This is a genomic window from Streptomyces sp. NBC_00885 (assembly GCF_045207475.1).
GTDB lineage: Bacteria > Actinomycetota > Actinomycetes > Streptomycetales > Streptomycetaceae > Streptomyces.
Map to the genome: position 1 here is coordinate 6885649 of NZ_CP108796.1, position 23228 is coordinate 6908876.

Annotated in this window: 26 protein-coding genes; 19 read left to right on the forward strand and 7 right to left on the reverse strand. The window is 70.9% G+C overall.

The features are described 5' to 3' along the window. The first annotated feature begins 15 nt into the window (after positions 1–15). From OHA61_RS31295 to OHA61_RS31355, 13 genes are all read left to right on the forward strand, one after another. Positions 16–642, forward strand: coding sequence for an NUDIX domain-containing protein (locus tag OHA61_RS31295; protein WP_406305858.1), 627 nt, complete (start codon positions 16–18; stop codon positions 640–642). Positions 643–806: 164 nt separating this feature from the next. Continuing rightward, on the forward strand, positions 807–2852 hold the full coding sequence (locus OHA61_RS31300) for a tetratricopeptide repeat protein (RefSeq protein WP_406305859.1): 2046 nt from the start codon (positions 807–809) through the stop codon (positions 2850–2852). Positions 2853–2994: 142 nt separating this feature from the next. Continuing rightward, positions 2995–4110, forward strand: coding sequence for an alanine dehydrogenase (gene ald, locus OHA61_RS31305; RefSeq protein WP_324976278.1), 1116 nt, complete (start codon positions 2995–2997; stop codon positions 4108–4110). Between the two features lie 379 nt (positions 4111–4489). After that, positions 4490–5644: a ParA family protein gene (locus tag OHA61_RS31310; protein ID WP_324976271.1), complete on the forward strand. Its 1155-nt coding sequence runs from the start codon at positions 4490–4492 to the stop codon at positions 5642–5644. Next, entirely contained in the window at positions 5641–6207 is a 567-nt protein-coding gene (locus tag OHA61_RS31315; RefSeq protein ID WP_406307550.1) for a hypothetical protein, read from the forward strand. Before OHA61_RS31310 ends, OHA61_RS31315 begins: the two co-directional genes overlap by 4 nt. A gap of 48 nt (positions 6208–6255) precedes the next feature. After that, entirely contained in the window at positions 6256–7671 is a 1416-nt protein-coding gene (locus OHA61_RS31320; protein ID WP_406305860.1) for a segregation/condensation protein A, read from the forward strand. A 32-nt stretch (positions 7672–7703) separates the two neighbouring features. Continuing rightward, positions 7704–8270, forward strand: a complete 567-nt coding sequence (scpB, locus tag OHA61_RS31325) for an SMC-Scp complex subunit ScpB (protein ID WP_360881515.1) — start codon at positions 7704–7706, stop codon at positions 8268–8270. Then, a complete protein-coding gene (locus OHA61_RS31330) occupies positions 8270–9370 on the forward strand; it encodes a pseudouridine synthase (protein WP_361907993.1) in 1101 nt (366 codons plus the stop codon). The genes scpB and OHA61_RS31330 overlap by 1 nt, the downstream gene beginning before the upstream one ends. 136 nt (positions 9371–9506) lie before the next feature. After that, on the forward strand, positions 9507–10160 hold the full coding sequence (pnuC, locus tag OHA61_RS31335) for a nicotinamide riboside transporter PnuC (RefSeq protein WP_406305861.1): 654 nt from the start codon (positions 9507–9509) through the stop codon (positions 10158–10160). Beyond that, positions 10157–11245, forward strand: coding sequence for an AAA family ATPase (locus OHA61_RS31340; RefSeq protein WP_406305862.1), 1089 nt, complete (start codon positions 10157–10159; stop codon positions 11243–11245). The genes pnuC and OHA61_RS31340 overlap by 4 nt, the downstream gene beginning before the upstream one ends. 13 nt (positions 11246–11258) lie before the next feature. After that, on the forward strand, positions 11259–11978 hold the full coding sequence (locus OHA61_RS31345; RefSeq protein WP_406305863.1) for an NUDIX hydrolase: 720 nt from the start codon (positions 11259–11261) through the stop codon (positions 11976–11978). Continuing rightward, the gene (locus tag OHA61_RS31350; RefSeq protein ID WP_406305864.1) at positions 11975–13006 is read left to right on the forward strand and encodes an ADP-ribosylglycohydrolase family protein; all 1032 of its coding nucleotides are present in this window, start codon (positions 11975–11977) and stop codon (positions 13004–13006) included. Before OHA61_RS31345 ends, OHA61_RS31350 begins: the two co-directional genes overlap by 4 nt. A gap of 3 nt (positions 13007–13009) precedes the next feature. Then, entirely contained in the window at positions 13010–13135 is a 126-nt protein-coding gene (locus OHA61_RS31355; protein ID WP_406305865.1) for a hypothetical protein, read from the forward strand. Here the strand turns inward: OHA61_RS31355 and OHA61_RS31360 are convergent. The 5 genes from OHA61_RS31360 to OHA61_RS31380 form a co-directional block, all read right to left on the reverse strand. Beyond that, entirely contained in the window at positions 13124–13804 is a 681-nt protein-coding gene (locus OHA61_RS31360) for a DNA polymerase beta superfamily protein (RefSeq protein ID WP_406305866.1), read from the reverse strand. The genes OHA61_RS31355 and OHA61_RS31360 overlap by 12 nt on opposite strands. A gap of 23 nt (positions 13805–13827) precedes the next feature. After that, positions 13828–14295, reverse strand: a complete 468-nt coding sequence (locus OHA61_RS31365; protein WP_406305867.1) for a Rieske (2Fe-2S) protein — start codon at positions 14293–14295, stop codon at positions 13828–13830. Between the two features lie 12 nt (positions 14296–14307). Next, positions 14308–14913: a DUF6529 family protein gene (locus OHA61_RS31370; RefSeq protein WP_406305868.1), complete on the reverse strand. Its 606-nt coding sequence runs from the start codon at positions 14911–14913 to the stop codon at positions 14308–14310. Positions 14914–14934: 21 nt separating this feature from the next. Next, a complete protein-coding gene (locus tag OHA61_RS31375) occupies positions 14935–15582 on the reverse strand; it encodes a hypothetical protein (protein ID WP_406305869.1) in 648 nt (215 codons plus the stop codon). Positions 15583–15664: 82 nt separating this feature from the next. Beyond that, entirely contained in the window at positions 15665–15997 is a 333-nt protein-coding gene (locus tag OHA61_RS31380; protein ID WP_389370831.1) for a DUF952 domain-containing protein, read from the reverse strand. Positions 15998–16130: 133 nt separating this feature from the next. Between OHA61_RS31380 and aroH the strand changes: the two genes are divergently transcribed. The 5 genes from aroH (at position 16131) to der (ending at position 20575) form a co-directional block, all read left to right on the forward strand. Next, entirely contained in the window at positions 16131–16493 is a 363-nt protein-coding gene (aroH, locus tag OHA61_RS31385; RefSeq protein ID WP_142216291.1) for a chorismate mutase, read from the forward strand. Then, positions 16490–17575, forward strand: a complete 1086-nt coding sequence (locus OHA61_RS31390) for a prephenate dehydrogenase (RefSeq protein WP_406305870.1) — start codon at positions 16490–16492, stop codon at positions 17573–17575. Before aroH ends, OHA61_RS31390 begins: the two co-directional genes overlap by 4 nt. 120 nt (positions 17576–17695) lie before the next feature. After that, the gene (gene cmk, locus OHA61_RS31395) at positions 17696–18379 is read left to right on the forward strand and encodes a (d)CMP kinase (RefSeq protein WP_361908026.1); all 684 of its coding nucleotides are present in this window, start codon (positions 17696–17698) and stop codon (positions 18377–18379) included. After that, complete coding sequence (locus tag OHA61_RS31400) at positions 18337–19038, forward strand: lysophospholipid acyltransferase family protein (RefSeq protein ID WP_406305871.1); 702 nt, start codon at positions 18337–18339, stop codon at positions 19036–19038. Before cmk ends, OHA61_RS31400 begins: the two co-directional genes overlap by 43 nt. A gap of 70 nt (positions 19039–19108) precedes the next feature. Continuing rightward, positions 19109–20575, forward strand: coding sequence for a ribosome biogenesis GTPase Der (der, locus tag OHA61_RS31405; RefSeq protein WP_406305872.1), 1467 nt, complete (start codon positions 19109–19111; stop codon positions 20573–20575). 97 nt (positions 20576–20672) lie between these two features. Here the strand turns inward: der and OHA61_RS31410 are convergent, their stop codons facing one another. Further along, positions 20673–20972 (reverse strand): hypothetical protein, encoded by a 300-nt coding sequence (locus OHA61_RS31410; protein ID WP_361908035.1) that lies wholly within the window; start codon positions 20970–20972, stop codon positions 20673–20675. Positions 20973–21156: 184 nt separating this feature from the next. After that, on the reverse strand, positions 21157–21954 hold the full coding sequence (locus OHA61_RS31415) for a hypothetical protein (RefSeq protein ID WP_406305873.1): 798 nt from the start codon (positions 21952–21954) through the stop codon (positions 21157–21159). A 523-nt stretch (positions 21955–22477) separates the two neighbouring features. Here OHA61_RS31415 and OHA61_RS31420 point away from each other — a divergent pair. Then, positions 22478–23131, forward strand: a complete 654-nt coding sequence (locus tag OHA61_RS31420; RefSeq protein ID WP_406305874.1) for a transglycosylase family protein — start codon at positions 22478–22480, stop codon at positions 23129–23131. The last annotated feature ends 97 nt before the right edge of the window (positions 23132–23228 follow it).

Consider the following 23228-nt stretch of genomic DNA (forward strand, 5'->3'; position numbering starts at 1 on the left):
GGGAGGACGTTTTTCATGACCATCAAGGACACGCCCGAGCAGTGGCAGGTCGTCGCGACCGCGACGCCTTTCCGGGGCAACAAGACCAGTGTCCGCACCGACGACGTGGTCATGCCCGACGGCACGGTGGCACGGCGCGACTACCAGGTCCACCCCGGTTCGGTGGCGGTGCTCGCCCTCGACGACGCGGGCCGTGTGCTCGTACTGCGTCAGTACCGTCACCCCGTGCGCCACAAGCTCTGGGAGATCCCGGCCGGCCTCCTGGACGTGCCCGGGGAGAACCCGCTGCACGCCGCACAGCGCGAGCTGTACGAGGAGGCGCACGTCAAGGCCGAGGAATGGCGGGTGCTGGCCGACGTCTACCCCACGCCGGGCGGCTGCGACGAAGCCGTACGGATCTTCCTCGCCCGAGATCTGTCGGAGGCCGAGGGGGAGCGCTTCGAGGTCTCCGAGGAGGAGGCCGACATGGAGCTCGCGCGGGTACCGCTCCAGGAGCTCGTGCGCGGTGCACTCGCGGGCGATCTGCACAACAACTGCCTGATCGTGGGCGTCCTCTCGCTGACCGCCGTACTGAATGGCGAGGGCTTCGACTCGCTGCGCCCGGCCGAGGCTCCCTGGCCGGCCCGCCCCTTCGAGGCCTGAACCACCCCCGGCATCCGCTCCGGTCCGACGATCTGCTGATCCGATCGGGCGACGCCCCCGCCATGCTCCGCACGGTTCGTAGCAGAGCGTGAACTACGCTCGGAACGCCCGTGCGGAGTCCCTGCGGGCTCGGCTCGTGCGCGGACTGGACGGGAGCGTGGCCCGTGGCGGATCAGGCGGTGGACGTGGGCGGCCAGGCCGGTGCGTCGGGCAGCCAATTCTTCGGTCGCCAGCGGGAGTTGAAGGCCCTGCGGGCCGACATCGAACGGGCCGGCCTGGACACCATCTCCGGCCGCAAGGCTCCGCGTGCCCGGGTGCTCCTCATCGCCGGGCGGCCGGGATCGGGCCGGACCGCACTCGCCGATGAACTGGCGCGCAGACTCGCCGACGACTACCCCGACGGGGTACTGCGCACCCGGCTGACCGAGCCGGGCGGACGACGGGTCCCGATGGAACAGGCGGCCCGCGCACTGCTCGACTCCCTCTCCATCGCATCGCCGCCCGGCGCGGACGAGGACGAGCTGACCGAGATGGTCCGCGAGGCGCTCGCCGTACGCCGCACGCTGCTGTTCCTCGACGACGCCGGGGACGCCGAACAGGTCGACCCGCTGCTGCCCGACAACTCCGACTGCCTGGTTGTCGCCGTGGCCCAGGGCCCGCTCACCGGCATTCCCGATGTAAGGCCGTGCACCCTCGGCGGCATGGACGCCAAGTCCGCGATCGAACTGCTCGGCACCTTCACCGGCTCGGTGCGGATCACCGTGGATCCGCAGGCCGCCGAGTCCATCGCCGAGGAGTGCGGCGGGCTGCCCGCCGCGCTGGTCCTGATCGGCGGCTGGCTTGCCGCCCGGCCGCGGGCGTCGGTCGCCGATGTGGCCAAGCGGCTGCGCGGCCTGCCGGACGCGGGGGAGCAGCCCACGAGTGCCCGTCCGCTCGCCCGCGCCTTCAGGCTCGTCTACGAATCGCTGCCGCCGTCGGCCGCCGGGATGCTGCGACTGCTTGCCCTCGCACCGGGCGGGACGGCAGACGCCCACACCGCGTCCGCACTGGCCGGCTGCTCGGTACAGACCGCCGGCACGACGCTGCACGAACTCGCGGCCCACGGTTTTCTGCACACACTCGCGGGGCCCTCGTCGGCGCCGGGGGACGTTCAGTACGAGGTGCCGGGCGCCCTCGCGCCGCTGCTGCGCGCGCTGATGGAGGCGCAGGACCGGCCGGCCGAGGTGCAGCTGGCCCGCGCCCGGATGCTGGAGCGCACCGTACGACAGCTGCAGGCCTGCCGTGCCGTCACCGAGCCGGACGGCTCCCCTGCCGTCAAGAAGCTGGCCGGGATGCCGCGCGCGCTGCGCTTCGCCAATGCGGCCGCCGCGGCGCAGTGGCTTCGGCTGCGACAGCCCGCGCTGCTGGCCGCGGCGCGCATGGCGGTCGAGGACGGCGATCTGGACACGCTGGCGCGACGGCTGGTCGCCGCCCTGGTCCGGGCACTGGCCGCACACCGCGGCACCGAGGCGGCGGCGCCGGAGCTCTACGGTCTGCACCAGCTGGTGCTCTCGGTCGCACAGCGCCGCGGACTGCACCGGGAAGAGGCCGCGGCCCTGCTCAATCTCGCCGATCTGGATGCGCAGACCGGCCGTACCAAGGACGCACTGGTCCGCTACCGGGCCGCTCTGGACGCCGGACGGGCGGCACATGACCCGTACGCGACCGGCCGCGCGATGGAATCCGTAGGCGCCGCCCACCAGGACCTCGGGGACTGGCAGCGGGCCGCCGACTGGTACGGGAGGGCGCTGGCCCAGCGCCAGACGCGCGGCGAGCGGGCGGACGAGGCAAGGCTCTACGGGAGGCTCGGCACCGCGCACACCTATGCGGGCCGGTACGGCGAGGCCCTGCGCAGCTGGCGGGCCGCCGCCGCCGGATACCGCAGGCTCGGCGATCTCCCGTCTCAGGCGCGGGCGTTGAGCGAGGTGGCCCGCGTACAGGAATACGCCGGCAGGCCGGAGGAATCCCTGCACACCTGCCGCGAGGCGGTCGAGTGGGCGCGGCAGGCCGGGGACGCCCGGCTGCAGGCAGCGCTGCAGCTCAGGCTGGCCGACACCCTCGACCGGCTGGGCGACCCGGCGGCGGCCCGGCTGCACCGTGCGACTGCGGGAAGACTGCTCGGAGAGGAAGGTTCCGCCTACGAAATCCGCAGCACTTCAGCCAAAGATTGATGTTTTGTAAGGCTAGACAGCTAGAAATCCTTCATTAGACTGGCTCCGCCACATGTTCTCGTGGTGTCCTCCGGTGCGCCGTGCGTATCCGGGTATGTATGGCATTGCCCCCGTATCCCCTGAGCCAAGGACCGTGATCGACGTGAAGGTCGGCATCCCCCGCGAGGTCAAGAACAACGAGTTCCGGGTGGCCATCACCCCCGCTGGTGTGCACGAGCTGGTGCGCCACGGCCACCAGGTCTTCATCGAGCAGGACGCCGGTGTCGGCTCCTCGATCACGGATGGCGAGTTCGTCGCCGCGGGTGCGCAGATCCTGCCCACCGCCGACGAGGTCTGGGCGACGGCCGACCTGCTTCTGAAGGTCAAGGAGCCCATCGCCGAGGAGTACCACCGCCTCCGCAAGGACCAGACGCTCTTCACCTACCTGCACCTCGCCGCCTCCCGTGAGTGCACGGACGCCCTGCTGGAGTCCGGCACCACCGCCATCGCGTACGAGACGGTCGAGACCGCGAACCGCGCGCTGCCGCTGCTCGCCCCGATGTCCGAGGTCGCGGGCCGGCTGGCCCCGCAGGTCGGCGCGTACCACCTGATGCGTTCGGTCGGCGGCCGCGGTGTGCTGCCGGGCGGTGTCCCGGGCACGGCGGCCGGCGAGGCTGTCGTCATCGGCGGCGGTGTCTCCGGCTGGAACGCCACGCAGATCGCCGTCGGCATGGGCTTCCATGTGACCCTGCTCGACCGTGACATCAACAAGCTGCGTGAGGCCGACAAGGTCTTCGGTACCAAGGTGAAGACGATCGTCTCCAACGCCTACGAGCTCGAGAAGGCCGTCGTCGAGGCCGACCTCGTCATCGGCGCGGTTCTCATCCCCGGCGCCAAGGCGCCGAAGCTGGTCACCAACGAGCTCGTCGCCAAGATGAAGCCCGGAAGTGTACTTGTCGACATTGCAATCGATCAGGGTGGCTGCTTCGAGGACTCGCGTCCGACCACCCATGCCGAGCCGACCTTCGCGGTCCACGACTCGGTCTTCTACTGCGTCGCCAACATGCCGGGCGCGGTGCCGAACACCTCCACGTACGCGCTCACCAACGCGACGCTTCCCTACATCGTGGAGCTCGCCAACCGCGGCTGGGTCGAGGCGCTGCGCCGCGACCCGGCGCTCGCCAAGGGGCTCAACACCCATGACGGCCAGGTCGTTTACGGCCCGGTCGCCGAGGCCCACGGCCTGCAGAGCGTCGAACTGAGCGCACTTCTCGGCTGACAGTCAACTCGCGCCGTCAACATCATGCCAACGGCCGGACCTTGCCGAGCAAGGTCCGGCCGGACGTGTATACGAGCACTTTGCGACGCTCGTTCAACTCGCCTCGAACGTAACCCTTTAACCGTTTCGCGCACCCACGAAACCTGACGCCCAGGTCACGCCGTGAGTCCTGAGCACCCTTGACAGAAGGGTGTTCGGTTGCCGACACATCGGGCCGGGTCCGGCGGATTGTGTTGCTGCGGACCGGTGACACGCCATAGAGTCGCAAACCGTCGGCATGGTGCCACGCTGACCTATCGATAAAGTCCTGGTCACGTCCAAGGAGGTAAGACGACTTGTGAATGAGTCGACATTTACTCCCGGGGGTGGTCAACCAGGGATGCCTGCGAGGGGCCGGGTCCCGTCAACAGAGCAGCCCGGGCCCGAGGCTGTCGGCTCCGTCGCTGTCCGAACCTTCGAGACGCATCAGCACACGACGCACCCGACGCACATGACGACAGCCCACACGATGAAGATGATGGACGGCCAACACGTGAACGCCATGGCCGGCAACGAGAGTGGCCGAGAGTCCACCCACTTCGCCGCCTACGAGGAAGTCCCCGAGGGGCACTTCTACGACCCCGACGCCGAGTACGAGCCCGATCCCGAGTACGCGGCCACCCTCGCCCCTGACGCCGCGCGTCAGCGCCGCGAGCGGATCGGCCCCACCGGGCGGCCGCTGCCGTACTTCCCGATCCCGGGTCCGCTGACCTCCCACGGTCCCGCGAAGATCATCGCGATGTGCAACCAGAAGGGCGGCGTCGGCAAGACGACGTCGACGATCAACCTGGGCGCCGCGCTCGCGGAGTACGGACGGCGAGTGCTGCTCGTCGACTTCGACCCGCAGGGAGCCCTGTCGGTCGGCCTCGGTGTCAATCCGATGGAGCTGGACCTCACCGTCTACAACCTGCTCATGGAGCGGGGCATGTCGGCGGACGAGGTACTGCTGAAGACCGCGGTCCCCAACATGGACCTGCTGCCGAGCAATATCGATCTCTCGGCCGCGGAAGTGCAGTTGGTGAGCGAGGTCGCGCGCGAGTCGACGCTGCAGCGTGCGCTGAAGCCGCTGATGTCCGACTACGACTACATCGTGATCGACTGTCAGCCCTCGCTCGGCCTGCTCACCGTGAACGCGCTGACCGCGGCGCACAAGGTGATCGTGCCGCTCGAGTGCGAGTTCTTCGCGCTGCGCGGTGTGGCTCTGCTGACCGAGACGATCGAGAAGGTCCAGGAGCGGCTCAACCCCGACCTGGAGCTCGACGGCATCCTCGCCACGATGTACGACTCCCGTACGGTGCACAGCCGTGAGGTCCTGGCGCGGGTCGTCGAGGCCTTCGATGATCACGTCTACCACACGGTGATCGGCCGGACGGTGCGCTTCCCCGAGACGACGGTCGCCGGTGAGCCCATCACCACGTACGCATCGAACTCCGTGGGCGCCGCCGCGTACCGTCAGCTCGCCAGGGAGGTGCTCGCCCGGTGTCACGCCGAGTGAGTCTGCCCGGGGCGGACGAGCTGTTCCGTACGACCGGGGGCATGGCCCTCCAGTCCTCGTCCCCGCGCAGGCAGGCCAACGGCGAGCCGAGGGTGCCGGCGCCGGCGGGGGAGAGCGATCCGGTCGGGGACGGTGCGGCCGAGCCGTCCGCCTCGGCGTCCGCGTCCGCTTCCTCGGAGGAGCACTCCGCGGCCGAGGCGGACTCCGCAGCGGAAGGGCGCAGCCGGACGGCGGAGGCCGAGCCTTCCGGCGGGGCGCCGCGGCGCCCGCAGGAGGCGTCCGCCGCTGCAGCAGCTCCGGCCGGGCAGGCGCGGCGCCGCGGCGGTGGCCGTGGCGCGAACCGCCGCCCCAGCGGGCGCGAACGGCACGACGAGAAGATCACGGTCTATGTCTCGGCCGAGGAACTGATGGACCTCGAACACGCGCGGCTGGTGCTGCGCGGCGAGCATGGGCTCGCCGTCGACCGGGGGCGTATCGTCCGCGAGGCGGTGGCCGTGGTGCTGGCGGATCTTGAGCAGCGCGGCGACGCGAGCATTCTCGTACGACGCCTGCGCGGGCGCTGACGGTAGCCTGCGCGCTGCCCCGCCTGCTCCTTTTGCCCCTGGACCACGATGCCCACGACCGACGACTCCGCCCCGCCGCCGCCCCGCCGCTCGCTGGGCCGCGGCCCTGGCGCGGACCGGGGCGGGGGGCGTGCGCCGGGGGAGGCGACGGTGGTTTCCCCCACCACGCCCCTTCCCGAACCCGGGGGCGAGCCCCCGGCCCCGGTCCGCCCGCGTCGCGTCGACACCCGCCCCGACCGCCCGGAGCCGGCCGGCGAGGCTCCTGCCGAGCCCAGTGCGTCGCCGCTGGAGGCTTTCGCGGAGGCCGCGAGCGGGGCTGAAGCCCCAGCCGATCCCGGTCGCCTGCTTCGCGGCGACGGCGGCCCTGCCGAGGCCGATCTGGACGCGGGCGAGCCCGCGGATGGCGGCCGTCCGGTCGAGGCGGAGCCTGCGCCCGGTTCCGGCGGTGCCGAGGCAGGGGAGGCCGGTCCCGTCGGCGCGCCGGAGGCGGTTGGCGAGGCCCCGGCTGAGCCCCGTGCGCCGCTTCCCACTGAGGTCGAGCCCGTCGCTGCGCAGGACGCTCCCGGTTCCCGCGGGAACTCGGCCGCGCAGGCCCGGCCCGCTGGTGAGCCGGAGGCCGCAGAGGGCGGCGCCTCCGATGCGCCCGTCGTCGACGACGGGCGGTTCAAGGTGCGGCTGGCGAACTTCGAGGGGCCCTTCGATCTGCTGCTGCAGCTCATCTCCAAGCACAAGATGGACGTGACCGAGGTCGCCCTCTCCAAGGTCACCGACGAGTTCATGGTGCACATCCGCGCCATGGGCAAGGACTGGGATCTCGATCAGACCACCGAGTTCCTCGTCGTCGCCGCCACCCTGCTCGACCTCAAGGCAGCCCGGCTGCTCCCCTCCGCCGAGGTGGAGGACGAGGCCGATCTCGCGCTGCTCGAAGCGCGTGACCTGCTCTTCGCCCGGCTGTTGCAGTACCGCGCGTACAAGCAGATCGCCGAGATCTTCAGCGGGCGGCTGGAGGACGAGAGCAGGCGGTATCCGCGTACCGTCGGGCTCGAACCCCATCACGCCGAGCTGCTGCCCGAGGTCGTCATCAGCATCGGCGCCGAGGGCTTCGCCAAACTCGCCGTCAAGGCCATGCAGCCCCGGCCCAAGCCGCAGGTGTACGTCGACCACATCCACGCTCCCCTCGTGTCCGTGCGCGAGCAGGCCGAACTGGTCGTCGCGCGGCTGCGGGAGGCCGGGCAGGTGAGTTTCCGGGAACTCGCCGCCGACGCTCCCGACACCCTCACCGTCGTAGCCCGCTTCCTCGCCCTGCTGGAGCTCTACCGGGAGAAGGCCGTCGTCCTGGAGCAGGAGGACGCCCTCGGGGAGCTCATGGTGCGCTGGACCGGCGGTGAGGGCGCCGATCTGCCCACCGTGACCGACGAATTCGATTCTGAGGTTCGCGAGAACCAGGAGGAGGAGAACGCGTGAGTGATCTCAAGCCCGCGCTCGAAGCGGTCCTCATGGTCGTCGACGAGCCGGCCACCGAGGAGCACCTCGCCAAGGTGCTGGAGCAGCCGCGCCGGGCCGTCGCCGACGCGCTGCGCGAGCTCGCGGACGAGTACACGGTCCAGGGCCGCGGATTCGAGCTGCGGCTCGTCGCGGGCGGCTGGCGGTTCTACTCCCGCGCCGAGCACGCCGACGCCGTCGAGCGCTTCGTCCTCGACGGCCAGCAGGCCCGGCTCACACAGGCTGCTCTCGAGACCCTCGCGGTCGTCGCGTACCGTCAGCCGGTCAGCCGTTCTCGCGTCTCGGCCGTACGCGGAGTGAACTGCGACGGCGTCATGCGCACCCTCCTTCAGCGCGGTCTGGTCGAGGAGGCGGGCGCGGAACCTGAAACAGGTGCGATCCTGTACAGGACGACGAACTACTTTCTGGAGCGGATGGGCCTGCGAGGCCTGGACGAGCTCCCGGAGCTCGCGCCCTTCCTCCCCGAGGCGGAAGCGATCGAGGCCGAGACACAAGAGGGTGTGCCGTCGTTCGATCCGGACGCACCGGACACCGACGCAGACGACAAGACGGAATTTTGATGCGAAGCAGCGGCAGGAACAGCGGAAGCGGCAACCGGGACTCCCGGGGCGCAGGCGGGAACCGGGACTCCCGGGGCGCCGGCGCCACGGGGCGCGACGACAAGCAGGGGCAGCGCCCCCGCCGCCCCCGGCCCGAGGAGCGCCGCTACGACGTGGGTGGTTCCGCCGAGGAAGCCGGCCCCCGCAAGGGCCGTGGCGCGGCCGCGCGCGGCGGCGCCAAGGGCGGCCCGAAGCCCGCGCAGAAGCCCCAGGGCACCCGGCGCGGCAGCGCCCCGTCCCGCCCCCGTGAGCTCGACGCCAAGATCGAGCAGCGCAACCGGGACAGGTACGCCGACAAGCCGCAGGTCAAGACCCCGAAGACCTTCCCCGGTGCCGAGCAGGAGGGCGAGCGGCTGCAGAAGGTTCTCGCCCGCGCCGGCATGGGCTCGCGCCGCGCCTGCGAGGAGCTGATCGACCAGGCCCGCGTCGAGGTCAACGGCAAGATCGTCGTCGAGCAGGGCATGCGCGTGGACCCCGACAAGGACGAGATCAAGGTCGACGGGCTGACCGTCGCCACCCAGTCGCACCTCTTCTTCGCGCTGAACAAGCCCGCCGGTGTCGTCTCGACGATGGAGGACCCGGACGGCCGCCAGTGCCTCGGTGACTACGTCACCAACCGTGAGACGCGTCTCTTTCACGTCGGCCGGCTCGACACCGAGACCGAGGGCATCATCCTGCTCACCAACCACGGCGAGCTGGCCCACCGGCTGACCCACCCCAAGTACGGCGTGAAGAAGACCTATCTCGCCGCGATCCAGGGCCCGCTCCCGCGCGAGCTGGGCAAGCGGCTCAAGGACGGCATCCAGCTCGAGGACGGCTACGCCCGCGCGGACCACTTCCGGGTCGTCGAGAACACCGGCAAGAACTACCTGGTCGAGGTCACGCTCCACGAGGGCCGCAAGCACATCGTCCGCCGCATGCTCTCCGAGGCCGGTTTCCCGGTCGACCGGCTCGTACGGACGGCCTTCGGGCCCATCGGCCTCGGCGACCAGAAGTCCGGCTGGCTGCGCCGCCTGACCAACACCGAGGTCGGCATGCTGATGAAGGAAGTCGGCCTGTAGTCGCAGCAGTTCTCGCTGTCGTTCTCGCACCACTTCTCGCACGAAGCCCGCGGTCATCTCAGGCCGCGGGCTTCTCGCGTCTTGTGGGACGGGCCAGTTGGCCTTTATAGTCAACATGACTATAAAGGAGGCGGGCGTGAGTCTCGCGGACATCCTCGAACCCCTGCAGCAGCCGCTGTTCACCGTGCTCGACACCCCGGTGAGCTGGACCGAGGTCCTCGGCTTCGGCAGCGGCGCGCTCTGCGTGTGGCTCGTCGCCCGCCAGCACATCGCCAACTGGCCGATCGGCATCGCCAACAACCTCTTCTTCATCCTGCTGTTCACCCAGGCCGGCCTGTACGCCGACGCGGGCCTGCAAATCGTCTTCATCACCCTCGCCGTGTACGGCTGGTGGACCTGGACCCACGGGGGTGGACCAGGTCCCGACGGCCTCCCGGTACGGCGCACCAGCCGCACCGAGTGGACCTGGCTGCTCGTGGCGGGGGTGGTGGGGACCCTCGGTCTGACGCTCCTTCTCGACCGGGCCACGGACTCGGGCGTCCCCTTCTGGGACGCGCTCACCACCGCGCTGTCGCTGATGGCGACGTACGGGCAGTGCCGAAAGCGTCTGGAGTCCTGGTGGCTGTGGATCGCTGCCGACGTGGTCTACATCCCGCTCTACGCGTACAAGGAGCTCTACCTCACCTCGCTGCTGTACGCCGGATTCATGACCCTCTGCGTCATCGGTCTGCGCAAGTGGTCGCGTGATCTTCCGACCGGGCAGCCGGACCTGGCGGTGGTACGGGCATGAAGCGCTACCGGCACGGGCTGGTCCTCGGCAAGTTCTATCCGCCGCACGCGGGGCACCACCATCTCGTACGCACGGCCAAGGACCGCTGCGAGCGGCTGACCGTCCTCGTGTGCGCCGCCTCGGTGGAGTCGATCCCGCTGCAGAGCCGCGTCGGCTGGATGGAGGAGATCCACCAGGACGTGTGGGTCGTCGGGGCCGTGGACGACATCCCGGTGGACCTCACGGACCCGGCTGTCTGGGACGCCCACATGGCGATCTTCAAGGAGGCCGTTTCGGACTGGGGCGACGCCGTGGACGCCGTCTTCACCTCGGAGTCGTACGGGGACGAACTCGCCCGGCGCTTCGGCGCCGAGCATGTCTGCGTCGACGCGGACCGCTCGCTGTTCCCCGTCTCCGGGACCGCCGTCCGCAAGGACCCCGTCGGCTGCTGGGACTACCTGGAGCAGCCGGTACGGGCCTGGCTCGCCCGCCGCGTCGTCGTGCTCGGGGCGGAGTCCACCGGCACCACCACCATGGCCCGCGCGCTCGCCGAGCACTACCGGCGGCGCGGCGGAGTCTGGTCGAGCACGCGGTGGGTGCCCGAATGCGGCCGCGACTACAGCGAGGAGAAGCTGGCCGCGCTGCGTGAGAAGTGGCCGGAAAGCCAGTGGGAGGACGTGGAGTTCACCTCCGAGGAGTTCCCGGTGATCGCCGAGCGGCAGAACCGCAGGGAGAACCGGCTCGCCCGCAACGGCTCGCCCGTGCTCTTCTGCGACACCGACTCCTTCGCCACCGCCGTCTGGCACGAGCGGTACGTCGGCGGGCGCAATCCCCTCGTCGAGGAGATCGCCGGCCGCGTCACCCACCACCTCTGGCTGCTCACCGACCACGAAGGCGTGGCCTTCGAGGACGACGGGCTGCGCGACGGCGAGGAGCTGCGCCCCTGGATGACCGGGCGCTTCAGGGACGAACTCACCCGAACCGGACGCCCGTTCATCACGCTGAGCGGACCGCACGAGGAACGCCTGGCCACCGCCGTCGCCGCCGTGGACGCGCTGATCGACGAGGGCTGGGACCTCGCCTCCCCGCTCCCGGAGAAGCGATGACGAGGAGCAGCTGATGGAGGGCTACGACCCGGGCGCCTTCCCGCCCTTCGCGGTCACCGTCGACCTCGCCGTCTTCACGGTCCGCGAGGGACGGCTGCATGTCCTGCTCGTCCAGCGCGGAGAGGACCCGTACAAGGGCGCCTGGGCGCTCCCCGGCGGCTTCGTACGCCCCAGGGAGTCGGCCGGGCAGGCAGCGCGCCGTGAACTCGCGGAGGAGACCAGCCTGTCGCACGAGACAGTCGCCGACCTTCATCTGGAACAGCTGCGGACCTACAGCGACCCCGACCGCGACCCCCGGATGCGGGTCGTGTCCGTCGCGTACACCGCGCTCGTACCGGACCTGCCCGAGCCGCGCGGCGGCGGAGACGCGGCCCACGCCCAGTGGGTGGACCTGCCGGCCGCCGAGCGCCTCGCCTTCGACCACGACCGGATCCTCGCCGATGCGCACGAACGCATCGGCGCCAAGCTCGAATACACCTGCCTCGCCACCAGCTTCTGCCCGCGCGAGTTCACGCTCGGCGAGCTTCAGCAGGTGTACGAGACGGTCTGGGGCGTCGAACTCGACCGCCCCAACTTCCGGCGGAAAGTCCTCACCACGCCCGGCTTCGTCGAGCAGGTCGAGGGCCCGCCGCGCCGCACCGGCGGCCGCGGAAAACCGGCCGCTCTGTACCGGGCGGGTGCCGCATCGGCACTGCACCCACCACTCCTGCGACCGGAAGGACGGCAGGCATGACCGCCATCAGGACCACGAGGACCATCACCAAACAAGCGGCCACCGGCACGCTGATCGGGCTCGCGCTCGGGGATGCGCTGGGCTTCCCGACCGAGTTCAACGATGTGCCGCAGATCCTCGCGAAGTGCGGACCGTGGCGGGAGATGGAGCTCGTCAGGCCCGCGATCGTCTCTGACGACACCCAGATGACGCTCGCCCTGGCGCGCGGCATCCGCACGGCGATGGACCGCGGGCTGCTCGTGGCGCCGCGGCTGATCCGGCCGGTGCGCGAGGAGTTCGTCGACTGGTACCACTCCCCGGAGAACAACCGGGCGCCGGGCCGCACCTGCATGGTCGCCTGCCAGAAGCTCGACAGCGACCGGCCCTGGCAGGAGGCCAGCCAGATCGGCTCCAAGGGCTGCGGCGCGAACATGCGGGTCGCGCCGGTGGGACTCGTACCGGGGCTGAGCGGGGAACAGCGGGCGGGAGCGGCGCAGTTGCAGTCCGCACTCACCCACGGCCACCCCACGGCGCTCGCGGCGAGCGACCTCACGGCACGCGCGGTGTTCCTGCTGGCGCAGGGGGCGGAGCCGATGGGGCTGGTGGGCCAGCTGCGCTCGTACGCGTACGAGATGCGCGGCCACTACTACCACCAGTGGCTCGGCAATCTGTGGACCTACTCCCACGACCCCACTCCCGAGGCGTTCATCGCCCGCGGCTGGGACGAGTGCGTTCAGGTCCTGGAACGGCTCGCGATCGCGGTGCGCACGGCGAATCCGGAGACGGATCCGTGCCTGGCCACGGGCGACGGCTGGATCGCGGAGGAGGCACTGGCCACGGCCCTGCTGTGCTTCCTGCTCTTCCCGGAACAGCCGGTGATGGCGCTGCGCCGCGCGGCGTGCACGAGAGGCGACTCGGACTCGATCGCGTGCCTGGCGGGGGCGTTCGCGGGGGCACATCTGGGGGCGAGGGCATGGCCCAAGGAGTGGTCGGAGCGGATCGAGTACCGGAGCGATCTGATGTCGCTGGGGGCGCTCTGGGATGCATGACGCATGGGTGCCATCCACGTCGTGGCCGCTCTTCGGCTGGGGCAGGCGGTCGGGTGGTTCGTCAACCACGACAAGCGGCAGGCGGAGTGCGCCGGCCGGGCAGGGCTGAACGTGGCCTCACCGAGCTGACGCCCTGCGCGTGCGGACGAGGAAGTTCTCCACCTGCGCCCGGTCCGGCCCCGGTGGGAGCGGGGACGTCGGGACCGCCGCCGCGGCCTCGTCCGCGAGGCGCGTCATCCAGGACTCGACCTGAGGCCACGCCACCTCGCCCCGCTTGACCGCGAGCAGGCTCTCCCGCTCGTCGCCCACGTCGATCACCAGCTCGCCCGTACGCAGAAGATCGCGACAGGAGCCGAGCAGCCGCAGCAGGTGCATCGCGTGCTTCCAGCGCGGCGCGCCGTGTTGCCGGACATCTGCCTCCAGCTTCTTCCGCCGGCCGATCGCATAGCGCATGAAGGTCTGGTGAGCCTGGCGCGACAGGAACGCCCCGCGCAGGGCGAGCAGTTCGCGCCCGGTGTCGTCGATGTGCTCGACGAGCGGGGAGTGCAGGCACTCCAGCACATTGGGGTTGACGCGCAGAGCCAGTTCGCAGAACCGCTCCAGCTCCCAGCCGAACTGCTCCTCGGCCGGGCCCTCCACATGCGTCGGCGGCTTGTCGAAACGCCAGAAGAGCGGCGTGGGGGCGAGGAAGACGCCGCGGCGGTCGGTGTCGCTGTCTTCCGTCGCGAGCCCGAAGGCGCGGGAGCCCATGACGCAGGAGTAGATCGTGTGGTCGCGCACCAGGTCCTCCGGGGTCATGCGCGAGAGAGTACGTGAGCCCTTCAGGTCAGCCGGATGGTGTCCCCCGCGACGGTGATCTGCTTCGGCGGCAGCGGCCTGGGCGCCGGGCCGCCGACGACCGCGGCGTCCGCGATGGCGTATTTGCTGCCGTGGCAGGGGCAGTCGATGGTGCCGTCGGCGACCTTGTTGACCGTGCAGCCCGCGTGCGTGCAGATCGCGGAGAAGGCTTTGAAGTCGCCCGCCGCCGGCTGGGTCACCACCACCTTCTGCTCGGCGAAGACCTTGCCGCCGCCCACCGGGATCTCGGAGGTCTTGGCGAGCTCCTCGCCCGCCGGAGTACCTGAGCTCTCCGGCGGACCGCTCGTGCTCGTGCCCGTGCCCGGCGCGGTCGGCGTCGGCTGTTCGGACGCCGGGGTACCGCCGTCGTCCCCGTACTCACTGCAGCCCGCCACCAGCGCGGCCGCGCCGGCCGCCCCCGCTGCCAGTACCGTCCTTCGTCGCGCTTCCATGGCCGTGTCTCCCTATGCCGTGACCCCGACCGTGCGGAAGAACCACAGCGCCGAGGTCAGCCAGATCACCGTGAGGGCCGTGAAGACCGCTCCGCCGACGATCGGCAGCAGCCAGCCGGGCAGCCGTTCCGCTCGCAACAGGAGCATCTTGGCGGTGAACGCACCGAAGAAGAAGCAACCGAGCAGCGAGTGCCACATCGCGCGCGTGCTGTACGTCTGATAGCCCAATGCGTACAGGCAGTGGACGGCGACGGGCACGGCCAGCAGGAACGCGATCCGCCCCGACCAGCGGTGCAGTGCGGGCGTCCAGGAGGCCGCCCGGACGCCCGGCAGCCGTCCGTACATCGCGAGCGCCGAGACGATCTGTGCGAGGGCGAATGCAAAGGCCGCCGTACCGAGCCAGGACTTCACGGCCCCGGTGCTGCTGAAGCCGGCGAGATTGAACGCCGTGCCCGCCGGGTCGTGCACCTTTCCGTACGCCCCGAGCCCGACCGCGACCGCGGCGGCCCCGAGCGCAGGAACGATGAAGCGGGCGGCGCCGGGGCCGGCGTGGCCGCTCGGGCCCGCGGGGAAGGAGGTGGTGCGGGCGGTGGGATCGACGGGGGGACCGAAGCTCATGACGCACCTCAGTTGTCGGGCTCAGGGGACGACGGGGCGGGCGGTGAGCCGGGTGCCGTCCACCGTGACGGCGCCGGACGCGGGGTCGATCCGGGGTGCGGCGGCGGGCTTGCCGTCCCGGTTGAGGATGCCGACCTGGCGGCCGTTCTGGAGGACGATCCAGCCGCCGACGATCTTCGCGCCGCGCACCTCGGCGGTGGCGCGGTACAGGCCGGACGGCTTGACGGCCGGGGCGGCGGTGAACTGCCGGGTCCGGTCGCCGACCGTCACCTTGCCGTCGATCTTCCCGGCCCGCAGGACACCGTCGAGCCGGGCGCCGTCCGTGCCGCTCAGCGCCATGCTGCCGTCCTCCTCGACATCACCCTTCAGCCAGGACTCCCGGCTGCGGCCGTCGCAGAAGTATCCGATCGCCTTTCCGTCGCGTACGGATACGGCGACGGACGCGGTGTCGTCGGCGGTACGGCCCGCATAGTCGGCATCGGCGGGCAGGGTCGCGGTGGGGGAGGGGGACGTGGGCGGTGCCGTACTCGGCGCGGCCGGGGTCGGCGTCGCCGTGACATCGTTGGACGAGGATGTGGGGCGCGTCCCGGTTGTGGCGTTGAGCGACAGCATGAAAATGCCCAGCAACAGCCCGGCCAGCAAGGTGAACAGTGGTCCTGAGGGCTTCACGGACGGCCTCCCCAAAGTGGTGGGGCGTGCGCAGACCCCCATGCAACTGCACCCGCGGCGCCGCGTCCAGCGTTACGCTCCCTCACGCCCAGGGAGTGAGCTCCCGTGCGTGCCCGTCCGCATCCCGGCACACGGTGAACACGGCGGTGACGGCCGCCCGTTCGATGGGCCCGTACACATGCGGGAAGAGCATGTCCTCGGAGCCCTCCCAGCGGACTTCGGCGCTCAGCCCGGCCTCGTCGATCTGGAGGACGAGCAGGTCGGGCACGTCGCGGTAGAGGCCGTCGGCGATGGCGAGGGCGGCGGGCCCGTCCGGCGAGCAGTGCACGAAGCCTTCGCCGGCGAGAGAGGCAGGGGCGTAAGGACGGTCCATGTCCGCCGTCCATTCGTCCACGGGCACGACGTGAAAGAGCATGCCGCCAGTTGTAGCGCACGGCCGGGCCGCGCAGGGCCGCCCCGGTGCATCGTCTCGGAGGGCGGTCGAGGCGGCCCTGTCCCCGCGCGCCTGACTACGCTGAATGAAGCACTCGCACAGTAAGGAGCACGATGTGGCGGTACGAGCGGTCCGTGGAGCCGTCCAGCTGGAACGGGACGACGCCGGACACATGGACGAGCAGGTCAGCGATCTGCTCACCGCCGTGCTCGAGCGGAACGGACTCGTCGCGGACGACCTGATCAGCGTCTGGTTCACGGCCACGCCCGATCTGCACAGCGACTTCCCGGCGGCCGCCGCGCGCAAGCTCGGCATCGTCGACGTACCGCTGATCTGCGCGCAGGAGCTGGACATCGTCGGGGCCATGCCCCGTGTCGTACGGATACTCGCGCATGTCGAGTCCGACCTGCCCAAATCGGAGATCGCGCACGTCTACCTCGGTGCCGCGGCCGCCCTGCGCAAGGACATCGCCCAGTGAGAACCGCCGTCGTCATCGGAACCGGCCTGATCGGCACGTCGGCGGCCCAGGCCCTGGCGGGCCGCGGCGTCGCCGTCCACCTCGTGGACCACGACCCGGAGCGGGCCCGTACAGCGGCCGCGCTCGGCGCGGGGACCGACGAGCCACCGGAGGGGCGGGTGGACCTCGCGATCGTCGCCGTACCGCCGGCGCATGTCGCCACCGCGCTCGCCGAAGCGATGGGCGCCGGGGTCGCGCGCGGCTACCTCGACGTGGCGAGCGTCAAGGGCGGCCCGCGCCGCGAGCTGGAGGCCCTGGGCCTCGACCTCAGCGCCTACATCGGCACGCATCCGATGTCGGGCAAGGAACGGTCCGGTCCGCTCGCCGCCACCGCGGACCTCTTCGAGGGCCGCCCCTGGGTGCTCACGCCCACCCGCGACACGGACACCGAGGTCCTCAACCTCGCCCTCGAACTGGTCGCGCTGTGCCGCGCGGTCCCCGTGGTCATGGACGCCGACGCCCACGACCGGGCCGTCGCCCTCGTCTCGCACACCCCGCAGCTGATCTCGTCGATGGTCGCGGCGCGGCTGGAGGATGCGGACGACACGGCGGTACGGCTCTGTGGCCAGGGCATCCGCGACGTCACCCGGATCGCGGCGTCCGACCCCCGCATGTGGGTCGAGATCCTCTCCGCGAACCCGGGCCCGGTGGCCGACGTACTCGCCGGTGTCGCGGCCGACCTGGACGAGACGGTCCAGGCGCTGCGGGCCCTGCAGTCCTCGGACGAGTCCAAGCGCCAGGGCGGCGCCGAGGGCATCGAGGACGTCCTGCGCCGCGGCAACGCGGGCCGCGTCCGGGTCCCGGGCAAGCACGGCCAGGCTCCGGCGTCGTACGAGATCGTGGCGGTCCTGATCAGCGACCAGCCCGGGGAACTGGCCCGGATCTTCGCGGACGCGGGCCGCGCGGGTGTGAACATCGAGGACGTCCGGATCGAGCATGCGACGGGCCAGCAGGCCGGCCTGGTGCAACTGATGGTGGAACCGGCGGCGGCGACGGTCCTGAAGACGGCACTGCGGGAACGGGGCTGGTCGATCCGGCAGTAGCCCGGAGCGGGCTGGATTCTCCGGTGCCGCCATACGTGTGTAAAGGCGGGCCTCAAGTACTCGGTAACCTTGTTCAGGGCCCACCGGCAATTCCGCCTGCCCTCTCCGCGTACCAGGAAGGTGTCCGACACCGTGGAATCCGTGATCGTCGCCATTGACGGCCCCTCCGGCACGGGCAAGTCGAGCACCTCCAAGGCTGTCGCCGCCGCCCTGGGGCTCAGCTACCTGGACACCGGAGCCCAGTACCGGGCGATCACCTGGTGGATGATCAGCAACGGCGTCGACACCCAGGACCCCACGGCGATCGCGACCGCCGCCGGCAAGCCCGCCATCGTCTCCGGCACCGACCCGGCCGTCCCCACCATCACGGTCGACGGCGAGGACGCCTCGGGGCCGATCCGTACCCAGGACGTGACCTCCAAGGTGAGCGCGGTCAGTGCCGTGCCCGAGGTGCGCGCCAGGATCACCGAGCTGCAGCGTTCCATCGCCGCGGCCGCCGAGAAGGGCATCGTCGTCGAGGGGCGCGACATCGGCACCACCGTCCTGCCCGACGCGGACCTGAAGATCTTCCTGACCGCCTCGCCCGAGGCCCGCGCGGCACGCCGCAGCGGGGAGCTCAAGGGCTCCGACGTCGCAGCCACCAGGGACGCCCTGATCAAGCGGGACGCGGCCGACTCCAGCCGTAAGACCTCCCCGCTCGCCAAGGCGGACGACGCGGTCGAGGTGGACACCACCGACCTGACCCTGCAGCAGGTCATCGAGTGCGTCGTCACCCTTGTCGAGGAGAAGCGGGCCGCACGGTGACCGAATCGTCCGCCAAGGGCGTACCGTCCGAGAGGGGCGCGGCAGTCGGGCGTGGCATGGGCATCGGGCTCATGTACGGGCTGTGGCGGCCGCGCGTGCTCGGTGCCTGGCGGGTCCCGGCGAGCGGCCCGGTGATCCTGGCCGTGAACCACTCGCACATGATCGACGGGCCGATGCTGATGGGCACCGCGCCCCGGCCCGTGCACTTCCTGATCAAGAAGGAGGCGTTCGTCGGCCCCCTGGACCCGTTCCTGCTGGGAATCGGTCAGCTGAAGGTGGACCGTACGAGCGCCGACCGGACCGCCATCACCAACGCGCTCGGCGTGCTGACGGGCGGCGGCGTCCTCGGGATATTTCCCGAGGGCACCCGGGGCGAGGGAGACTTCGCCTCGCTGCGCGCGGGGCTCGCCTACTTCGCCGTGCGCTCCGGCGCCCCGATCGTCCCGGTCGCGGTGCTGGGAAGCACCGAGCGCCGCGGACGGTTGATACGGGCACTGCCTCCGCTGCGCAGCCGGGTCGACGTCGTCTTCGGCGACGCCTTCGCGGCGGGCGACGGCAGCGGCCGCCGTACGCGCAGGGCGATGGACGAGGCGACCGTACGCATCCAGGAGCGGCTGACCGCCCACCTGGAAAACGCCAAGTGTCTCACCGGGCGCTAGGTAAGACTTGAGTAGTGGATCGCGCGACAAGCGGTCCATCGATGATGCAACGTAACGAGGTAAGCACTTCATGAACGACCAGATCCACTCCGGCGACGAGCACGAGCACGGAGCGCTTGGCGACGCCGAGTACGCGGAGTTCATGGAGCTCGCCGCGGAAGAGGGCTTCGACGTCGAGGACGTCGAGGACGCGATCGGCGAGGCCGGTCACGGCCCGCTTCCCGTCCTCGCCGTCGTCGGCCGCCCCAATGTCGGCAAGTCGACCCTGGTGAACCGCATCATCGGCCGCCGCGAGGCAGTCGTCGAGGACAAGCCCGGCGTCACCCGCGACCGTGTCACCTACGAGGCCGAGTGGGCGGGCCGCCGCTTCAAGCTCGTCGACACCGGCGGCTGGGAGCAGGACGTGCTGGGCATCGACGCCTCCGTCGCCGCCCAGGCCGAGTACGCCATCGAGGCGGCCGACGCGGTCGTCTTCGTCGTCGACTCCACGGTCGGCGCGACCGACACCGACGAGGCCGTCGTCAAGCTGCTCCGCCGGGCCGGGAAGCCCGTCGTGCTCTGCGCCAACAAGGTCGACGGACCCAGCGGCGAGGCGGACGCCACCGCCCTGTGGTCGCTGGGCCTGGGCCAGCCGCACCCCGTCTCCTCGCTGCACGGCCGCGGTACGGGCGACATGCTCGACGCCGTCCTGGAGGCGCTGCCCGAGGCCCCGGCCCAGACCTTCGGCAACGCTGTCGGCGGCCCGCGCCGTATCGCCCTGATCGGCCGCCCGAACGTCGGCAAGTCCTCCCTCCTGAACAAGGTCGCCAACGAGGACCGCGTCGTCGTCAACGAGATCGCCGGCACCACCCGCGACCCGGTCGACGAACTCATCGAACTCGGCGGCATCACCTGGAAGTTCATCGACACGGCCGGTATCCGCCGCCGCGTCCACCTCCAGGAGGGCGCGGACTACTACGCCTCGCTGCGCACCGCGGCCGCCGTCGAGAAGGCGGAGGTCGCCGTCGTCCTGATCGACGCCAGCGAGTCCATCAGCGTCCAGGACCAGCGGATCATCACGATGGCCGTCGAGGCGGGCCGCGCCCTGGTCATCGCGTACAACAAGTGGGACACCCTCGACGAGGAGCGCCGCTACTACCTCGAGCGCGAGATCGAGACCGAACTCGCGCAGATCTCCTGGGCGCCCCGGGTCAATGTCTCGGCCATCACCGGCCGCCACATGGAGAAGCTGGTCCCGGCGATCGAGACGGCGATCGACGGCTGGGAGACGCGTATCCCGACGGGCCGGCTGAACGCCTTCCTCGGCGAGATCGTGGCCTCCCACCCGCACCCGATCCGCGGCGGCAAGCAGCCCCGCATCCTCTTCGGCACCCAGGCGGGCACCAAGCCGCCGAGGTTCGTGCTCTTCGCCTCCGGCTTCCTGGAGCACGGATACCGGCGCTTCGTCGAGCGCCGACTGCGCGAGGAGTTCGGCTTCGAGGGGACCCCGATCCACATCTCGGTGCGGGTGCGCGAGAAGCGCGGCCGCAAGAAGTGACGTACGAGAAGTGACGTACGAGAAGTGACATGAACGAAGGCGCTGCCCCGGACCGGGTGAACGGTCCGGGGCAGCGCCTTCGCGTACGGCTTGTGCGTCACGTTCCTTGGCGGGGGCCCGGCGGCAGGGCGGCCGGCACATGCGTCCCGTGGTGCGCACGGCTTGACTGGTACGGCTGCCAGCTGCCCAGATGTGTCTGGTGCACCGGGTGGCTCTGATGGCTGCCGGGCCCGCCACGGCTGCTGTGCAGTCCGGCGCCGAAGGCCTTGAAGTCGAGATCCTCCTCCCCGCTCCGGTCGCCCGGCAGGGCCTTGAAGGCCCTGCGGTACTCGGAGTACAACGCGTCGTAGATCGGCGTCGACGAGTGGCCGGACGTCGCGTCGTACGAGGGGCGCATGGCGGGGATCTGACTCTGATACGGCTGGCGGGAGGCGTCGTATGAGGAGTGCACGTACCTGCAACGACCCGGCCGTCGGACGGATGCGGGCTGCGTGGAGCTGCATTCTTCCGGGGGAGGCGCAACGTGCGCCGGGGGGTGCGTTTCCGCACCCCCCGGTCTTCATGCCCTCGTCAAACGTCTGTCAGGTGCCCGCGAGCGGCATCGTCGCCGCCACCAGACGGCCGCCCGCCGCAGCCCTCTCCAGCGCGTCGCGCAGCAGATCCTCGCGCGGCTGCTGGCCGATCGAGCCGACCGGTGCGGCGAACACCAGCACCGTGTGCGACTTGTTGGCGGCCGCACGCCAGCCGTCGGTCACCTGGAGGGGCTGATGGGCCTGCCACCAGGCGACCGGGCTGCCGCCGCCGGTGCCGGGCTGGAGCACGGCGTGCAGCTGGCCCATGGCGACCAGGATGGACCAGCCGTGCAGCTGAGTGGTCGGCCGGTGGCTGACCTCGGAGATCGGCACGAAGCCCTGCTCGATGAGCAGCGGGAGGAAGTCGTCACCGCCGTTGCCGGTCGTGCCGGGCCGGGCGATCGGAGCGGTCGGTTCGACGACCAGGGCGGGGTGCAGTTCGCCGTCGATCAGTACGAGACCGCTGGTGATCCCGAGCACGGCCTGCTCCGGCCGACCGGCCGGCCGGGGGGCGCCGGGGTGCGGTGGCTCCTCGCCGGTGATGGACCTGACGGCACCCTGCAGCTGGTCCTCGGCGACCTGGACGACCTGTGAGGGGATGCAGGTGGCGTGGGCGAAGGCCAGAACGGCGGTCTCCTCGCCGACGAACAGGACGGTGCTCGTGCGTTCCTGCTCGGAGTCGCCGGGGGTGCGGCAGGAGGTGCAGTCGTAGCTGCCCGGGGCGTTCTCGCCGACGAGCAACCGGTCGGCTTCTTCGTCGCCGATCTCGGCGCGGACGTCCTGGCTGACGTCGAGCATGCGCGGCACGGGTGACTCCTCGGACTTGATCGGTGTGTGCCGGGCGGGTCCCGGCTCATAAAGAACTCAACGGGCGATCTGTGGCCGGAGTCACGCACGGAGAGGAATGGAATCGAACCATCCGACGCAAGCGGTGAGACAGCGGGCGGAATCGACTACTCACCGTCAACGGATGCTGTGTGCACGGAAGTTGGGCCCGTGAAGCGGCTCACACATAGGCTCGCCGGCAGGTCGACAAATCATGAAATCAGCGAATCAAGTGGGTGGCCTGATTTCGCCGCTACTTCAGGTAACGGGCAACTGGCCTGGAATGACAGGGGATTGGTTGATACCGGAGTGCTGCGCTGCCTAGATTCCTCCGCCGTGTGCACAGAGCACCGCCCGGGACAGCCCGCCCGGCCGCACAGCCAGTGCGGCCACGACAGCACCAGGCACCACCACCTCAGGCGGGCTGGGCGGAGCGGACACAGGCGCCGGATGCGCCGAGGGCCGCACCGCCCGGAGGGACCCCGGGTCCTTCGAGAGGAATTTGATGTTCACGAGTTCCCGTTCCCTACGCAGGCGTGACACGGCGGCGCTGGTCGGCGCCGCACTGGTGGCACCCCTGGCACTGTTCGCCGCGACCACGGGCGAGGCCCGGGCGGCGGACACCGGAGTATGGGACCGCATCGCAGCGTGCGAGAGCGGCGGAAACTGGCACATCAACACGGGCAACGGCTACTACGGCGGGCTGCAGTTCTCCGCCGGGACCTGGCGTGCCTACGGCGGTGGGGCGTACGCGTCCACCGCGGACCGGGCGAGCAAGGGCCGGCAGATCGCGGTGGCGGCGAAGGTCCAGCGGGCGCAGGGGTGGGGCGCGTGGCCCACCTGCGCCGCGCGGGCGGGGGCGTACGGGAAGGCGCCGGCGGCGCCCGAGTCCGCCTCGCACACGTCTTCGACCCCGAAGTCCTCGACCCCCAGGTCCTCGGCCGGTAAGCCGTCCGTTGCGGCAAAGGCGCCGCAGCGGGCATCGGGCCACACCGACCGCGGCAGCTCCCGCGGCGACTACACCGTCCGGCGCGGCGACACCCTCAGCGGGATCGCGGCGTCGCACGGCACGGACTGGCGCTCCCTGTACGCCGCCAACAAGGCTGTCATCGGCGGCGACCCGAACCTCATCGTGCCCGGGCAGAAGCTCGCGCTCTGAGGTGTGCTCCGGCAGCCCCGCCCGGGTCCGACCGGGTGGGGCTGCCCGCAGCCCGGGCGCGGCACCGCTCCTCGCCCGGCCGCGCTGCCTAGCGTGG

Coding starts and splice junctions, on each gene's coding strand:
- scpB (WP_360881515.1), top strand. CDS start 7,704: ATGGTCGTCGACGAGCCGGCCACCGAGGAGCACCTCGCCAAGGTGCTG.
- OHA61_RS31340 (WP_406305862.1), top strand. CDS start 10,157: ATGAAGCGCTACCGGCACGGGCTGGTCCTCGGCAAGTTCTATCCGCCG.
- OHA61_RS31380 (WP_389370831.1), bottom strand. CDS start 15,997: ATGCTCTTTCACGTCGTGCCCGTGGACGAATGGACGGCGGACATGGAC.
- OHA61_RS31320 (WP_406305860.1), top strand. CDS start 6,256: ATGCCCACGACCGACGACTCCGCCCCGCCGCCGCCCCGCCGCTCGCTG.
- OHA61_RS31370 (WP_406305868.1), bottom strand. CDS start 14,913: ATGAGCTTCGGTCCCCCCGTCGATCCCACCGCCCGCACCACCTCCTTC.
- OHA61_RS31365 (WP_406305867.1), bottom strand. CDS start 14,295: ATGGAAGCGCGACGAAGGACGGTACTGGCAGCGGGGGCGGCCGGCGCG.
- OHA61_RS31295 (WP_406305858.1), top strand. CDS start 16: ATGACCATCAAGGACACGCCCGAGCAGTGGCAGGTCGTCGCGACCGCG.
- OHA61_RS31345 (WP_406305863.1), top strand. CDS start 11,259: ATGGAGGGCTACGACCCGGGCGCCTTCCCGCCCTTCGCGGTCACCGTC.
- OHA61_RS31330 (WP_361907993.1), top strand. CDS start 8,270: ATGCGAAGCAGCGGCAGGAACAGCGGAAGCGGCAACCGGGACTCCCGG.
- OHA61_RS31410 (WP_361908035.1), bottom strand. CDS start 20,972: ATGCGCCCCTCGTACGACGCGACGTCCGGCCACTCGTCGACGCCGATC.
- OHA61_RS31310 (WP_324976271.1), top strand. CDS start 4,490: ATGCCTGCGAGGGGCCGGGTCCCGTCAACAGAGCAGCCCGGGCCCGAG.
- OHA61_RS31420 (WP_406305874.1), top strand. CDS start 22,478: ATGTTCACGAGTTCCCGTTCCCTACGCAGGCGTGACACGGCGGCGCTG.
- OHA61_RS31350 (WP_406305864.1), top strand. CDS start 11,975: ATGACCGCCATCAGGACCACGAGGACCATCACCAAACAAGCGGCCACC.
- OHA61_RS31355 (WP_406305865.1), top strand. CDS start 13,010: ATGGGTGCCATCCACGTCGTGGCCGCTCTTCGGCTGGGGCAGGCGGTC.
- der (WP_406305872.1), top strand. CDS start 19,109: ATGAACGACCAGATCCACTCCGGCGACGAGCACGAGCACGGAGCGCTT.
- OHA61_RS31360 (WP_406305866.1), bottom strand. CDS start 13,804: ATGACCCCGGAGGACCTGGTGCGCGACCACACGATCTACTCCTGCGTC.